The sequence below is a fragment of the Streptomyces sp. NPDC004609 genome, assembly GCF_042873655.1.
Classification (GTDB): Bacteria; Actinomycetota; Actinomycetes; order Streptomycetales; family Streptomycetaceae; genus Streptomyces.
In genome coordinates this window covers 1-13,714 of record NZ_JBIALS010000072.1, presented here as the reverse complement: position 1 = coordinate 13,714, position 13,714 = coordinate 1, and the positions used below count along the sequence as shown (strand labels likewise).

General features: G+C 68.5%; 17 protein-coding genes and 3 pseudogenes. 14 read left to right on the top strand and 6 right to left on the bottom strand.

Translation table 11 applies throughout. From position 1 onward, the window contains the following. The first annotated feature begins 416 nt into the window (after window positions 1–416). Window positions 417–1,130, top strand: a complete 714-nt coding sequence (locus ACFYT4_RS35355) for an IclR family transcriptional regulator (protein WP_389278768.1) — start codon at window positions 417–419, stop codon at window positions 1,128–1,130. Window positions 1,131–1,470: 340 nt separating this feature from the next. Here the strand turns inward: ACFYT4_RS35355 and ACFYT4_RS35350 are convergent, their stop codons facing one another. The 4 genes from ACFYT4_RS35350 to ACFYT4_RS35335 are packed head-to-tail and all read right to left on the bottom strand — an operon-like array spanning window position 1,471 to window position 4,154. Beyond that, window positions 1,471–2,595, bottom strand: coding sequence for an alpha/beta hydrolase family protein (locus tag ACFYT4_RS35350; protein ID WP_389278760.1), 1,125 nt, complete (start codon window positions 2,593–2,595; stop codon window positions 1,471–1,473). Then, a complete protein-coding gene (locus ACFYT4_RS35345) occupies window positions 2,592–3,173 on the bottom strand; it encodes an NADPH-dependent FMN reductase (protein WP_389278757.1) in 582 nt (193 codons plus the stop codon). Before ACFYT4_RS35345 ends, ACFYT4_RS35350 begins: the two co-directional genes overlap by 4 nt. 44 nt (window positions 3,174–3,217) lie before the next feature. Then, complete coding sequence (locus tag ACFYT4_RS35340) at window positions 3,218–3,589, bottom strand: nuclear transport factor 2 family protein (protein WP_389278754.1); 372 nt, start codon at window positions 3,587–3,589, stop codon at window positions 3,218–3,220. Window position 3,590: 1 nt separating this feature from the next. Then, complete coding sequence (locus ACFYT4_RS35335; protein ID WP_389278751.1) at window positions 3,591–4,154, bottom strand: VOC family protein; 564 nt, start codon at window positions 4,152–4,154, stop codon at window positions 3,591–3,593. Between the two features lie 302 nt (window positions 4,155–4,456). On the opposite strand from ACFYT4_RS35335, the gene ACFYT4_RS35330 reads away from it, so the two are divergent. The 3 genes from ACFYT4_RS35330 to ACFYT4_RS35320 all read left to right on the top strand — a co-directional run bounded on the left by ACFYT4_RS35330 (window position 4,457) and on the right by ACFYT4_RS35320 (window position 5,988). Next, complete coding sequence (locus tag ACFYT4_RS35330) at window positions 4,457–5,071, top strand: TetR/AcrR family transcriptional regulator (RefSeq protein WP_389278748.1); 615 nt, start codon at window positions 4,457–4,459, stop codon at window positions 5,069–5,071. Window positions 5,072–5,151: 80 nt separating this feature from the next. After that, window positions 5,152–5,298 carry a hypothetical protein gene (locus ACFYT4_RS35325; protein ID WP_389278745.1) on the top strand — a complete coding sequence of 49 codons (147 nt, stop codon included), beginning with the start codon at window positions 5,152–5,154 and terminating at the stop codon, window positions 5,296–5,298. Window positions 5,299–5,601: 303 nt separating this feature from the next. Beyond that, window positions 5,602–5,988, top strand: coding sequence for a DciA family protein (locus tag ACFYT4_RS35320; protein ID WP_389278742.1), 387 nt, complete (start codon window positions 5,602–5,604; stop codon window positions 5,986–5,988). Between the two features lie 419 nt (window positions 5,989–6,407). Here the strand turns inward: ACFYT4_RS35320 and ACFYT4_RS35315 are convergent, their stop codons facing one another. Beyond that, the gene (locus ACFYT4_RS35315; protein ID WP_389278739.1) at window positions 6,408–6,821 is read right to left on the bottom strand and encodes a hypothetical protein; all 414 of its coding nucleotides are present in this window, start codon (window positions 6,819–6,821) and stop codon (window positions 6,408–6,410) included. 159 nt (window positions 6,822–6,980) lie between these two features. Between ACFYT4_RS35315 and ACFYT4_RS35310 the strand changes: the two genes are divergently transcribed. The 9 genes and pseudogenes from ACFYT4_RS35310 to ACFYT4_RS35270 all read left to right on the top strand — a co-directional run. Further along, window positions 6,981–7,757: a phosphotransferase enzyme family protein gene (locus tag ACFYT4_RS35310; RefSeq protein WP_389278738.1), complete on the top strand. Its 777-nt coding sequence runs from the start codon at window positions 6,981–6,983 to the stop codon at window positions 7,755–7,757. Between the two features lie 154 nt (window positions 7,758–7,911). Beyond that, window positions 7,912–8,376 (top strand): hypothetical protein, encoded by a 465-nt coding sequence (locus ACFYT4_RS35305; protein WP_389278735.1) that lies wholly within the window; start codon window positions 7,912–7,914, stop codon window positions 8,374–8,376. A 15-nt stretch (window positions 8,377–8,391) separates the two neighbouring features. Beyond that, window positions 8,392–8,832 (top strand): annotated as a pseudogene (locus ACFYT4_RS35300) (DciA family protein); the annotation flags it as partial. Then, window positions 8,826–9,035 (top strand): hypothetical protein, encoded by a 210-nt coding sequence (locus ACFYT4_RS35295; RefSeq protein ID WP_389278732.1) that lies wholly within the window; start codon window positions 8,826–8,828, stop codon window positions 9,033–9,035. The pseudogene ACFYT4_RS35300 and the gene ACFYT4_RS35295, both read left to right, overlap by 7 nt. Before the next feature lie 107 nt (window positions 9,036–9,142). Further along, complete coding sequence (locus ACFYT4_RS35290) at window positions 9,143–9,769, top strand: restriction endonuclease (RefSeq protein WP_389278729.1); 627 nt, start codon at window positions 9,143–9,145, stop codon at window positions 9,767–9,769. Window positions 9,770–9,837: 68 nt separating this feature from the next. Then, the gene (locus ACFYT4_RS35285) at window positions 9,838–10,698 is read left to right on the top strand and encodes a hypothetical protein (RefSeq protein WP_389278726.1); all 861 of its coding nucleotides are present in this window, start codon (window positions 9,838–9,840) and stop codon (window positions 10,696–10,698) included. After that, a pseudogene (locus ACFYT4_RS35280) lies at window positions 10,695–11,393 on the top strand (MFS transporter); the annotation flags it as partial. The gene ACFYT4_RS35285 and the pseudogene ACFYT4_RS35280, both read left to right, overlap by 4 nt. 76 nt (window positions 11,394–11,469) lie before the next feature. Next, entirely contained in the window at window positions 11,470–11,883 is a 414-nt protein-coding gene (locus ACFYT4_RS35275; RefSeq protein WP_389278765.1) for an MFS transporter, read from the top strand. Between the two features lie 155 nt (window positions 11,884–12,038). Beyond that, window positions 12,039–12,857 (top strand): annotated as a pseudogene (locus ACFYT4_RS35270) (alpha/beta fold hydrolase); the annotation flags it as partial. Between the two features lie 181 nt (window positions 12,858–13,038). Here ACFYT4_RS35270 and ACFYT4_RS35265 read toward each other — a convergent pair. Continuing rightward, window positions 13,039–13,410 carry an SgcJ/EcaC family oxidoreductase gene (locus tag ACFYT4_RS35265; RefSeq protein ID WP_389278762.1) on the bottom strand — a complete coding sequence of 124 codons (372 nt, stop codon included), beginning with the start codon at window positions 13,408–13,410 and terminating at the stop codon, window positions 13,039–13,041. On the opposite strand from ACFYT4_RS35265, the gene ACFYT4_RS35260 reads away from it, so the two are divergent. Next, on the top strand, window positions 13,345–13,714 hold a 370-nt coding region (locus ACFYT4_RS35260), incomplete at its 3' end, for a transposase (RefSeq protein ID WP_389278723.1). The two genes, ACFYT4_RS35265 and ACFYT4_RS35260, sit on opposite strands and share 66 nt — an antisense overlap.

The following is a 13,714-nucleotide window of genomic DNA, read 5'->3' as shown; positions in this document are numbered from 1 at the left end:
ACGAGGGCGACCCTCCGCCTTGCGATTGCACGCACCGGACGCCGCAGGCCCCGCCCTCCGGGCGGACGGCGCTACTTTCGATACACGCCCTAGCTGTCTCGATCGTGCGCGTGATGACAGACTGCTCCTGCAGCGTGACCCCTGACCTTGACCCACTCTCTTCGCCGATCGTTGATCCTCAGATGTTTCGTTGCCTCATTCAATCCCCTTGACCAGCACCTTCATACCCGAGCGCAACGGTATTGAAGTCAAGGAAATCGCCGGCAGGCCGTGTGCGGTACATCGCACGCAATCGAGAGGGGGACGGGAAGCGGGCTCGCGAGAGCTCCGCGGCCCTGACGACGTATGGCGGACAAGCAGGAGCGGCCGCGGCGGAACAAAGCGCCGCAGTATCCGATCGAGTCGGTGGACAACGCCTGCGGCTCCTTCTCTGGTTCGGCGACCATCGGCAGATCCGGCTGACCGACGCGAGCACGCATCTGGGTGTGGCCTCGTCAACGGCCCACCGGCTGTTCGCGATGTTGCAGTACCGCGGCTTCGTGACGCAGAACCCGTCGACCCGGGCCTACGAGCCCGGCCCCGCGTTGAGCTCGGTGGCCTCGGCGATCATGCGGCATGCCGACGTACGCGCGCGGGTGCGTCCGGCGACGGAGCGGTTCAACAAGGAGTTCGGAGAGACCGTGCACCTTGCCCGCCTGGAAGGAAGCCACGTCAACTTCCTTCACGCCGTCGAGAGCACGCGCGCGGTGCGCGTCAGCTCCCGGGCGGGCAAAGTGGTCCCGGCACACGCGACTTCCAGCGGGAAGGCGATGCTCAGTCGGCTGCCGACCGAGCAACTGCGCGAGCTCTACCCGGACGACGAGCTGGACCCCGTCGCCAAGCGGACCATCGCGACGCGGAGCGAGTTGCAGCAGGCGGTTCAGCGGGCGCGGAAGTGGGGCTATGCGACCAGCCAGGAGGAGAGCGAGGAGGGTGTTGCCTCGGTCGCGGTGGCGATCGAGGCTCCCAGCGGCACCCTGTTCTGTCTCAACGTGTCGGTGCCGACCTACCGCATGACCGCGACGCTCCGGAAGGAGATCGCCGAGTCGTTGAAGGCTGCCGCCGAGGAAGTGCGCGTTCAGCTCATCTGACCGCGATCACGACACCTGTGGTTCCCGGGACAGCCCCAACACGCGCTCCGCGATGGCGCTCACGAACCCGTCCGTGCCGCCACCGATGCACGACAGCGCGGAGCCGCAGGCACATGCCTGCGGCTCCGCGCTGAAGTCCGTGCGTATGCAGCCCCGAGTCGACTGCCGTGCGGCTCGCCGCGATCGCGGTACGGGGCTCGTTCGTGCTGCCGTCCTCCGGTGCCGGAGCGTGCCGCGCGAATCGGGCCGAGCCCGCGGCCACCGAGCGATACCGTGACGTACAGCACGGCTTTCACCGGAGCAGGGTGAGTACGACCGGGGACTGACCCGGGCCCCGGGGCTACGCCCGGCTCTGTGGGAAGTGCTCGTTGATCCACTCAGTGATCACATCGGCAACCCGGGCGCGGGCACCCTCGGGCTCCTGGAAGTAGTGGTCGCCGGGCAGGTCGAGCCGCTTCTTGTCGTCACTCGCGATGGCGTCGTACAGCGCGTCGGCGTCGCTCGGGTACACGCCGGCGTCCCCGTGCGGGTTGATGACGATCGCGGGAATCTTCATTTTGCCCAGGTGCTCTTCCGCCCGGCACTGGGACTCGGACAGGCTCCACATGTCCAGCCAGTTCCGCAGTGTCGTTTCGCTGCCCAGGCCTCGGCCGCTGCGGTTTGCCACGGCCGGCACACCGCGATAGCACCAGTTGTCCGGTCGGTCCGACGGGTCGACCGTCGAGTCGACCATCCGCGGGTCCGCCCATGCACGCTGCACAGTGAAGGGGCGGTCCTGGAAGCCCAGCGCCTCGATCCTGGCCAGCTCGGCCTTGGCCCACGCAGTGATCCGGTGGTTGCGAGCGACCTGCGCCGTCCGGTAGCGCTCCAGGAACTCCGCCGAGAACGGCGGGCCGTTCTCGGGGTTGAACAGGTCCAGTTCCGGGTCGGTCAGCGTCGGGTCGTGCTCGTCGGTGACCGAGGCGTCCAGCCAGCCGGTGATGACCTCGGGACGTCCGAGGTGCGCGGCGAGGGACACGTAGGCGTCGCCGGGGATCAGGTCGTCCAGTCCGGCGGCCGGTTCCCTGCCGATCCCCGGGCGCAGGGACGGTTCTACCGCCTGCGCGTGGTAGGCCCCCATGAGCGATCCGCCGCCGGAGTTGCCGAGCAGGATCACGTGCTCGACCCCGGCCTCTTCCTTGAGCCAGCGCACCCCGACGCCGATGTCCACCACGGCCCGGTCGAGAACGAAGTCCGACTCGTACCCCCGGTAGCGGGTGTTCCAGCCCAGGAACCCGATGCCGCGCTCGGCCAGGTACTCGGCAAGGTAGTGCTCGGAGAAATCGATCTGGTAATGCGTGGTGATCACGGCCACGCGCGGCTTGACACCCTCGGGGGTGTAGTAGACACCCTGGCAGGGCATCCCGCCCGCACCGGCCCGAGGGGCACCGGGGGATTCGCTGCTGACGAAGGTTTTGCTGATCATCGGAGAGGGACCGCCTCGGTTGAATTCAACTGTGCGTACTTTCGGAGGTTCCGGAAGAGCAGTGCGATGCGTTCGATCGCCAGGGAATCGGTCAACTTGCCGTGCTCGTCGAAGTGTTGGTGTGCGTGTCCCAACAGCAACTCGGGACCGGGCATGACCGGGGAGCGGGAGAAGAGGAACATGTTCCGCAGCTCGAACTGGGCGCGCGCCGTGCCGAGGCGACCCGGGCTCGTCCCCATCAGGGCCACCGGCTTGCCTTCCAGTGCCGCTCCCCCCAGGGGGAGCGAGAGCCAGTCCAGGGCGTTCTTCAGGACGCCGGGCGCACCGCCGTTGTACTCGGGGGTGGCGATCATGAGCGCGTCCGCGGCGGCGACCTCCTCGCGCAACCGCAGGACCGCCGCGGGCTCGCTGCCGACCAGGTCCTCGTTGAACAGCGGGATGTCGTCGAAGGCCTTGCTTATCCGGAGTTCCGTGTCGATCGGAGCCAGCGCCGCGGCGGCCTCCAGCAGCTTGCGGTTCCAGGAGTTACGCCGAAGGCTGCCGACAATGCCGCAGACGGCCAAGGTGTCGCTGGTCATGCTGGCCCTCCAGGGCGACTACTGCTTCGCTGTAAGTGAATTGCCTAGAAACCCAACGCGGACTTGAGCTGCCCGTAGTCGAAGTACTCCTCGATCCGGTACACCTGACCGTCTTCTACATAGACGCGCAGGATCGCGGGGACGTAGGCACGCTTGCCATTGCGCGAGGCCTTGATGACGTGCTGGCGCAGGAAGCCGCCCTCGATCGGCGTGTGCCGGATCTCGGCGTACTCGAAGGTGTCGTAGCGGTCCGGGATGCTCGCCAGGGTGGCGACATTCGTCGCCTTGTCCTGCTCCAGGTTGTCGAAGTTGTGCCAGACCTTGACGTCGTCGCGGTAGTAGCGCCGGACGGCGTCGATGTCTCCGTTGGCGACTGCGCCGAAGAAGTCGTCGGCGAATGTGACGATGTCGGTCATCTCAGGCTCCTGCGGTGGTCGAGGCGGGGACCCCGTTGCTGTCGACGGGGGCGTGCTGCACGTCGGTCTCCCGCAACTCGCGGGTCCAGGCCGCGAATTCCAGGAGGATGCCGTCGGGGTCGAAGAAGTACATCGAGCGCTGGAAGGTGGTCTCGGTGATCTCCAGTGACCAGCCGCGCTCGCTTTCGTCGTGGTTCAGGATCGGCGCGGTGACCACGCCCTTGGCTTCGAGCTTGGCCTTGTACTCCTCGAACTTGCCGGCCGGGATCTTGAACGACACGTGGTTCATCGAGCCGTGCGCCGTGCGGATGTCGCCCTTGCCGGGAAGCGCGGTCGGCGAGGCGATCCCCGGGGAGTGCTCCGGGGCCCCGGCGAACCAGAAGAACGCGATGAACTGGCCGCCTCCCATGTCGAAGAAGAAGTGTTGGCCGCCGTTCGGGAGGTCGAGCGTCATGGCGAGTTTCATGCCGAGAACGTTCGTGTAGAAGTCGACCGTGCGCTGCATGTCCTTGCAGACAAGCGCGAGATGACACACACCGCCGAGCTCGAACTCAGTGTTGGTCATGGGTTTCCAGCCTCCCTGTGCCGATACCGGTGGTGTGACGCTAGCCGGGGCCGATCAGCGGGTCAAGAGTGAACGATCGCTAAGTGGATCTCAGAGTCTATTTCTGTTATTCAGAAAATCTGACCCCTGGTTCGGCATCGCGCTTGACGCGTGCGGTCGACCTGCCATACGCTCAATTGAGCGACCGATCAGTAGTGAGGTGGGAGAGTCGATTGTCCGCGACACCTGACCGGGATGCCGATCACTCTGGGGGATGGCGTACGTATGCCCCGCTGGACCTGCACCCGGTCCTCCTCCACGCGATGGCCGCGTTCAACGAGCACGGCTATCACGGCACCACCGTGCGTGACATTGCGCGCCGCGTCGGCGTCACGGTGCCGGCGCTGTACTACCACTACGAGAATAAGCAGGCGCTGCTCGTCACCCTCCTCGAAACCTCGATGAGCGACGTGCTGGGCCGCTGTCAGGCCGCCGTGGCGGAGGCCGGGGACGACCCGGTCGATCGCTTCTCCGCCATCGTCGAGTGCATCGTGGTCTACATGGCCAACCGCCGAGGGCTCGCGTTCCTGGACTCCGAGATCCGCAGCCTGGAACCGGATAACCGGGCCCGCTATGTCGAGCTCCGCGACAGCCTCCAGTACATGCTCCTCGACACCGTCGAGGCCGGCATCGAGCAGGGCAGCTTCACGACCCCGATCCCCGCCGATGCGAGCCGCGCGATTCTCACGATGTGCCAGGGTGTCGCCAACTGGTACCGCTCGGACGGGGCGCTCACTCCGTCCGATGTCGCGGAGCGCCATGTACTGCTCTGCCTGGGTACGGTTGGCTACCTCGCCCCGCGCGAACCCGCGAAGCCCGCCAGCCTACGGCAGGCCCGGGAGAACGCCGGTGCCCGCACCCGGGATTCGGTCGGCTGACGTCGACGCCGATCGCGCCCCGGCGTGTCCGCGACCTGGAACGGGTCGACCCGGCGCAGCGCTCGAAGTCGCTTACCACGATGGTCGATTCGACCAAGGGCCGGGTCCCGCCCACGATGCCGCAGCACATCTACTCGTTCGCGTACGACTCGCTGTGGCTGCTGCACCAGGCCGTGGACCAGGCGAAGGCGTCGGATACGAAGTCGGTCACGTCGGCGCTTGAGTAGCTGAAGCCGCCCGCCGAGGTCCCGTGGGTCGGCTTCCAGAACTTCGGCTACTCGAACGCGAGCCGCTTCGTGAGCCCCAGCGCCACCGACTACGCGTTCATCGCCCCGGGCGCCGTCGTGGACGGGATGACCAAGCCCGCGAGCTGAGGCCGTCATCCCACGGCGGACGGCCGAGCCCGGCCCCGGCGCAGGCACGACTGGTATGTCGTATTCCGGGTGGCCGCTCATCGGGCTGATCCTGGTGCTGTTTCTGCCTGTTGCTGCGCTACCTCGGCCTGGAGCCTCTTCTGGCAGCGTCAGTTGGTGCTGGTCGCTGTCTTCTCCCTCGTGGTCGGCGGACTCAACCTCTCGATGGGCCACGCGGGCGAGTTCGCGCTCGGACAAGGCGCGGCCTTCGCCATCGGCGCGTACGTCGCCGCCGTGTCGTACGACCCCGACACCGGCCGGCTCACCGTGTGCCCGGAGTCGACGGCCTGGGCGACGAAGGCCCGGCTGGAGCAGACCCGGGTCATCGCGGCCGCCAACAAGGCGGGGGGCCGCACCGTCGTGAGTTCCCTGCGGATCCTGCCGCCCGGCGCCGCGCCCGTCCCCGGTCCGGCCGATGCTGTCCCGGCAGACCCGGCCCCGGCCGCGCCCACCGGTCCGGCGAGGACCAGGGAGACGAAGTGCCATAAAACAGCGCCCACTTGACGGGCCGTTCGGGGTGGCGGCGCAGCCACCACGATGGCAGCGGAGAGCATCGCCAAGACGGTCCTGGCGATCACGGGCGACAGCCGCGCGAGCAGACTGCGTTCTCGGAACTCATCACGGCCTGCGTGGTGATGGGCATCAGGCCGACCTGCTGGGCAGTCCCAAGCGTCAAGCGATCTCTATCCGCTTGGGCCTTCAGCGCTCCTGGATTCCGATCTCCGGCGTTGCGGGATTGACGGTTCGACGAGCGTGTCCTAACCCATTTGCCAGGTACGCGGCGCACGCCCGGTCAGCTCCCGCACCGCCGTCGTCATCTCAGACATCGTGCCGTCTGCCATCTCTGCGTAGAGCCGCAGAAGGTCATCTGCGAACCATCCGGGCAACCCTTGTGCTGTCCCGTAATCCCGCGAGGCTGAGGGTCATGCCGTGTCCGCGTCGGCGCCGATGGCACCGGCCGAGCGAAGCGAACGCCCGAGGTCTCCGGTGAGGATGCGGGGGTGGCGCCGCCACCACCACAGGTCGGGGCCGGGCAGCCTGTGAAACTGATCAAGTGCTTGGCCGTCGTCGTCGACGGTCGCGGCCTTGTACTGGTCGTCCAGAGCTTTGATCCGCGGGTTCCAGAGCTGGACGATGTGTTCGTCCAGCAGGAGCCACGCCTCGTGCAGCCAGTTTCGGCAGTAGAGGTCGTTGGTGTACTCGTAGACGTCGTCGCCGTAGCCGCGCTCGATGAGGCTCACCAGGGCAGCCCACGCGTTCACCCTTTCAGCGACCGTGAATGCCGTACGCCAGCCGCGCTGGTACAACAGCTCTCCCACCTCGGACTCAGTAGCCACGGACGTGAGGCTCTCATGCCGAATCCGTCCGGGCGACCGAGATGTGGCCCGCCAGAGGCTGGCGACCCCGCAGCATGATCAAGGTGAGACGATCTCGGCGGACCCCACGGCCGATGAAGGACAGCCTGTTCGACGAGTCGGTGCGGTAGCTTCCCCGATATGGACGAAGAGATCCTGACAGGTGGAGGGGTGAACCACGTCGTTCGTGTCGGGGAAACGGTGCGCCGGCCGACTGGCGCCTGGACCCCGACTGTCCACGCCCTGCTGAACCATCTGGCCGCGGTCGGGTTCACCGGAGCGCCGAACGCACACGGCGTGGATGATCAGGGCCGGGAGGTACTGGACTTCGTCTCCGGGCAGGTCGATGCCGACCCGCCCTTCGGGGACGACGGCGATGCGCGACTTCACGCCGCAGGCCGACTGCTGCGTGCCTTCCACGACGCGACCGCAGGGTTCCGCCCGCCCGCCGACGCGACCTGGTACTTCCCCTCCCGCGACCCGGCCGAGGTTATCTGCCACGGCGATGTCGCCCCTTACAACGCGGTGTTCCGCAATGGGCTGCCGGTGGCGCTGATCGACTTTGACACCGCACATCCCGGCCCGAGAATCTGGGACGTCGCCTATGCCGCCTACCGGTTCGCCCCGCTCACCGTCGCACCGGAGGAAGGTGCGGTGCCGGTGGCCGAGCAGGCCCGGCGACTGCGCCTGTTCGCCGGCGCCTACGAGTTGGCCGACAAGGACCGTGGTGCACTCGTCGACATCGCGATCGTCCGGCTGGAACACCTGATTGCACACATGAAGGCACAAGCCGCCGCAGGAAACGAGGCGTTCGCCGGGCATCTGGCCGCGGGCCATGACCTGCATTACCAAGCCGACGCGGAGCACCTCGCGAGGCACTCGGAGGAACTTATCCGGACGCTGAAGTCGCCAGACTGATCTCAGACGATGAAGGGACTGACCACAGCTGGAGCTCCTGGTCGCTCAGGTGGTCGGCTTCGCTACCTCCTCACGTGGATCGAAACGCACGGGCAGTTGGCACAGTCATAGGCGCGGCGGTCGGTGACGCGCTGGGGGCGCCCTTCGAGTCGCGTTGCCCGCGCCCCGCCCGGCCGCCGTCGTCCCCGCTCTGGAGCCGGAGCCCGCCGACATCGACGACGAGGAGCTGGTCCTGGAGGAGCTGACCCGTGAGCAGGTCCGCGACTGGCGGGTGCGGGGGATGAAGGACCACCAGGTCGTCTTCGATCACATCGACCGCTACGGGCGAACCGTCCGCGAGGCGCCTGTTCAGCCACCAGCTGGTCGACCAGGCGCAGCGCCTTTCGGGCACCCGTCATCTGGTCCTCGGGCACCACGCCTGGGAGCAGGCGTGAGGGGCGGCGAGGTGTCCGGCGTCGTCCTGGCCCGGGTCGCGCTGCGGGCCGCGATGGAGGCGGCGTGCAGGAACGGCGGCGGCCGGAAGGGGAAGCAGAAGCCGCGGCCGGTTCGTACGGTGCGCCGGGACGGGCGTGAGCCGATGGGTCTCGGTGCCGCACTCAGCGAACTGGTCACCGAGTGAGCCTGGAAGCTCCCGGCCGCCGGCGCCACGCTGCGGGAGCGGTGGGTGGCGATCGCCCCCGAGCTGGTGGAGCACGTTGTCGCCGTCCGTCTCGCCCCGGACTCCGGCCGACTCACCGTGTGCCCGCAGTCGTCGGCCTGGGCGAAACGGACACGCCTGGAGCAGGCCCGCGTCATCGCGGCAGCCAACACGGCGGCGGGCCGTCGGCCCAGGGAACCCGTTCCTCCCGCTTCACCGCGTTCGGAGTTGGGAGTCGGCCTGACCGGGTCTGGGCCTGCTGGAAAGCGAAAGTCCGGCTGTGCAGTATTCGGCCAGCTCCGAATGGCTTTGTGTCATTCGTCCGCAACTTGCTTTCAGCGCCAGGGGGGTCCGGCTACACAAGAAGGCTGGGGTGGCGTGTTGCCGCCCGCACGGGTGTGGTGGCCGGTCGTGGCGGGAGGTCGCGAACGATGCTGACGATCAATGTGGCTGTGCTGCTCGCTGTCATCGTCGTCGTGCGGCTGCGGCGGCGTACCCAGGCGCGGAGCCGGAATGACGAGCAGTTGACCGTGGTCATCGTCCTGGCGCTCGGGGTTCTTCTCGCCCCGACCCCGGTCGGGCAGGGGATCCTGGACATCCTGGGGCAGCTCGCGAGCGACGTCACCCAGGCCAGCCGATGAGCCGCCCCCGCGTACGCAAGGGCCTGGCGGCGAGGACCAGGCGCCCGCCGGTCGGACGGGCGCGTGCCCGCAGGCCGGGTCGGCGGAGGCAGCGGGCAGGCGACCGGATGACCGGTCTCCTCGCGGCCGCGGCCGTGGCCATCGCTCTGGTGGCGGCTGTCGTCGACTGGCTGATGACCCACTGGTGGATCCTGATCGCCACCGGCATGCTCACTCTGCTGGCCGGCGGCGGCTGGCTCTACCAGAGGCGGCAGAGGGCGCGGTGGGACGCGGTCCGCGCGCAGGGCCTGCGCTACGGGCTGGCCCAGCTGGACGCCCTGCACCACGCCCGGTTCGAGGAAGCCGTACGGGACCTGATGCGCCGTGACGGCTGCCGGGACGCGATCCGCGTCGGGGGCGGTGGGGACCTGGGCGCGGACGTGAAAGCCACCGACCCCTACGGGCGGCGCTGGGTGATCCAGTGCAAGCACCGCCGCAACGGCCTCGCCGGCTTCGCCGTCGGCACACCCGACCTCCAGGTCCTCAACGGAACCGCCCGCCAAGTCCACGGCGCCGACATCGCGGTCATCGTGACCAACGGCCGCGTCACCGCGCCTGCCGTGGCCTTCGCCAAACAGCAGCACCTCCACGTCGTCGACCGCCACACCCTCGCAGTATGGGCGTCCGGCTCCCGCCCCCTGTGGGAACTGCTCCACGCCGTCCCGCCGCCCCGCAGACCGACGACCCTCTCCTGAGCCGGGAAGCGTCACCCGTCAACAAGCGCGGCGAACCCGAAGGGGACCTCGGGTGCACCGATCACGCGGTGGATATCACCCTGCCAGCGCCGAACGAGATCGCCGAGAACCCTGATTTCGACAACGCCTGGCAGCCGGTCCCTGGCTGGCGCAACGTCGACACCAAGGCCCTCGCCGGGACCAACACCCGCCACTGCGAAGCGGCCAAGAACGGTGACCGGCTCTGTATCAGCTCCGCCCCGGCGACCAAGGCGGACATTAAGCACGCGCAGCAGGCCCGGGCCCGTCGCAAAGGTGTCGAGGCAGCGGCTCCCCCTCTGAACGGTAACTGTGAGGCCGGTGCAGCCCAGGGGAAGTATCCGTCGATCTTCACCCGCGACGCGGCGTGCATGTACAACATGCTGGCCGTGGAGGTGACGAACCGGCAGCAGACGGAGTCCAAGGGCTTCCAGAACTTCCTGATGTCCTACCACATGAAGACGGATCTGCGGGGCACGCAACTGAGGCTGTGGGCGCGTATCACGCCACTGCCGATGCCCGCCGGGAAGCTTCCGTTCCCTGCGCAGCGAGGCGCGATCAAACTGACGATCACACCGCTGTGCAGCACCGGGTGCGTGGACAAGCCCTCCTACAGCTGGGACGGCAACCTCATGTGGGGCGGATCCGTCGACATCGACCCGCATGAGGAGACCGGCACCACAACGGTCCAGTGGGACGGTAGCGTGCCGAACCAGGTCGGAGTGAAGGGCACCGACCTATCGAAGGACATGGCCTTCGCTCCGTTCGCGACGTTCTCCAGCAGCGTTCCGGAGACCTTCCCCACCGACAACAGCCACGGCCTCATCGGTGGCCCGGTCTACACCCGCTGTGACGTGGCGTACTCCCCGTCCGGCTGGGTGACAAGTTCGGCCAACGCAGGCTCTTCATGATCGGCCTCGGCGGTTTCACCCTGGCCTCGGCGCTGGCCGGCTTCGCCCCTGACCCGGTCTTGATCATCCTTGCCCGAGTCACCCAGGGAGCGTTCGGGGCTCTGCTCATCCCGCAGGGCATGTCGATCATGATGAAGGCCTTCAGCCCCGACATGATTGCCAAGGCCTTCGGCCTGTTCGGCCCGGTTCTCGGTATCTCCGCTGTGGTCGGCCCGGTCCTCGCCGGCTTCATCATCGACGTGGACATGTTCGGCCTGAGCTGGCGCCCGATCTTCCTCCTCACGGTCGTCCTCGGCCTCGCCGGGCTGCTTCTGGCCGCCAAGATCCTGCCGCGCGATGACGGCGACCGAACCACCGTCATCGACGGGTGGGCCTCTGGCCTGCTCGGGCTGGCCATGCTCGGGATGATGTACGGCCTGATCGAGGGATCGACCAACGGCTGGACGGCCGGCCCCGTAGCCTCGGTCGCCGTCGGCGTCCTGCTCTTCGCCGCCTTCGCCTATCGACAGCGCACCGCGGCGGACCCGCTCATCGTGCCCTCGCTTCTGAAGAACCGAGGTTTCACCTCCGGCATGCTCGTAGGACTCGTTTCGTTCATCGCGGGCACCGGCCTGTTCTTCGTACTGTCGCTGTTCATGCAGGAAGGGTTGCACGCCAGCCCGCGGACGGCCGCGCTCAGTACGGTGCCGCTCACCGCGGGGCTCATCGTCGCCACATTCGCCGCCATGGGCGGCCTGGTCACCAAGCGGCCGCACACTCGTCTTCGTCGGCCTGGGCATCAGCATCCTCGGCAGCGGCTTGCTCCTGGCAATCGTCAACCATTCCGGTATGGACGTCAGCTTGTGGGCACTGGCCCCGGCGTTCCTGGTCATCGGCATCGGCACCGGCTTGTGCTACACCACGATTCCGACCATCGCCCTCGGCAACGCGAAGCCTGAAGAGGCGGGCAGTGCCAGCGGTTCGCTCACCTCGATGCAGCAGATCTCCACGGCGATCGGCTCGGCCGCGGTCTCGTCGGTCTTCTACGGATACGCGGACTCCGGATACGGCCACGCGATGCAGGTCACCCTTGTCGTCGTCATGGTCGCCACGGCCCTCAGCATCCCGTTCGTCACCCTGATGCCCCGCCAGGCGCCGGCCGAGCCCCCGGAAGGGGAACCGGCCCCTGAGCCGGCAGCCGCGTAGGACGAACACGGTCTGCCGACGCGGTGTCTCCCACCTTGCCGGCAGACCGTTCCCCTGCGGTTGAAACCATTACATTGGGACCGCTGATGCCGTCGGTACCAGCTGTCTTGGAGGTTGACGATGCATTCGACAGTTGACACGTTCCACACGCCCCAGGCGTCGCACTCGGCGTCGAGCACTTCGGTGACGAGGCGGCGCCCCTGGTATTGCTCGCGGGCGGCACGACCATGTTGTCCTGGCCCGACGCCCTCTGCGAGGCGCTCGCGCGCGGCGGATGTCACGTCGTCCGCTACGACCTGCGCGACGCGGGCGCGTCGACGACGGCCGACCCCGAAGCACCCGCGTACACGCTCCGGGACCTCGCCGCCGACGCGGCCGCGCTCGCTCGCGGGCTCGACGACCGCCCCGCGCACCTGGCGGGCATCGGCGTCGGCGGGATGGTCGCCCAGGTGGCCGCCCTCGATCACCCGGAGGCGTTCTCCGCGCTGACGCTCGCCGGGACGCGGGCCGTCGCTCCCGGCCCGGTCGACGACGACCTGCCCGACCACGACCAGGCTGCGATGAAGGAACGCTTCAAGCTCCCGAAGCCCGACTGGTCCGACCGTGCCTCTGTGGTGGAGTGGGCGACCGCCGCGGCCGAGGTCTTCGGTGACGACCCCGACGAGGCACGGACCACCGCCGGGCGGATCTTCGACCGCACACCGGGCACATCGCGCTCTGTCCAGATGGCCAATCAGCTCGGCACCGTGTTCGCCCACCTGGACTGCGGGCCCCGCTGGCGCGAGCGCCTGCCCGAACTCGCGGTGCCGACGCTCGTGGTGCACGGCCGTCGCAACCGGTTCTTCCCGGTCGGCTGTGGCGAGGCGCTCGCGCGCGACATCCCCGGCGCGCGGCTGCTCGTGCTCGAGCAGGCCGCGACCGCGATCCCCGCCGCGTCCGCCGACGAGGTCGCCAAGGAGATGCTCAAGCTCTGAGCTCAGCCGCTCCGACACCTGGGGCAGGGGCCGGGTTGCCCGGCCCCTGCCCCAGGATCGCCGCGGTACCGGACTGCCGCCGGTCAGCGAAGCACGGGCTGCTGGTCAGCGGCCCGTGCCGAACCGAAGGGGCGGCTGTCGCGGATCTCCACCGCCCGCCCGGTGCGCGGATTCACCGTACCTACGCAACCCCGCCCGGGGCGGGCAACTGCAACCGCGCGTGGCTGTTCTGGTAGGCGGGCAGCCGCCATTCCCCGTCTCGCCTGACGACCACCCAGGATGCCCGGATCGACTGCTCGTCCGGCACCTCGGTGTGGCCGGCCGGCAGCACCCCGCCCTCGGTGAGGAGGATGCCGGAGTCCGCGCTGAGCAGGCGCAGGTCCAGCGGGCGCCCGGTGACCTGGGTGCCCTTGTACTGCCCGGCGAAGGACTCGGCCAGGTAGGCGTGGATCGCGTCACGGCCCTTGGCGTAGAACGGCCGCTGTGTATGAGTCTGTCTGCCGACGCGCCCGCAGGCGAGGCGTTGAGCACGTTGTCCCGCTTTCGGGTCGATTTCTACGAGTGCCTTTACGCCCGCGGGGATGCGCTCTTCGAGCTCACCGACGCGGTGCTGTGTGCGGACGGGCCGGTGAAGACGCTGGTCGAGTTGTCGCTGGCGGTCGAGCACCGGCGCGGGCACGGGGCTCTGTATGCCGCGTTGGGCCGGGGCTGGGCGGAGCCGTCGCGGTTGCGGCGCACGCTGGCCGGCCTGCCGCTGCCGAGGGCGGCCGACGGGCGGATCGTGCTGGCCGTGGACGTGAGCAACTGGCTCCGTCCCGATGCCCCGACCAGCGACGACCGGCTGTTCTGCCATGTCT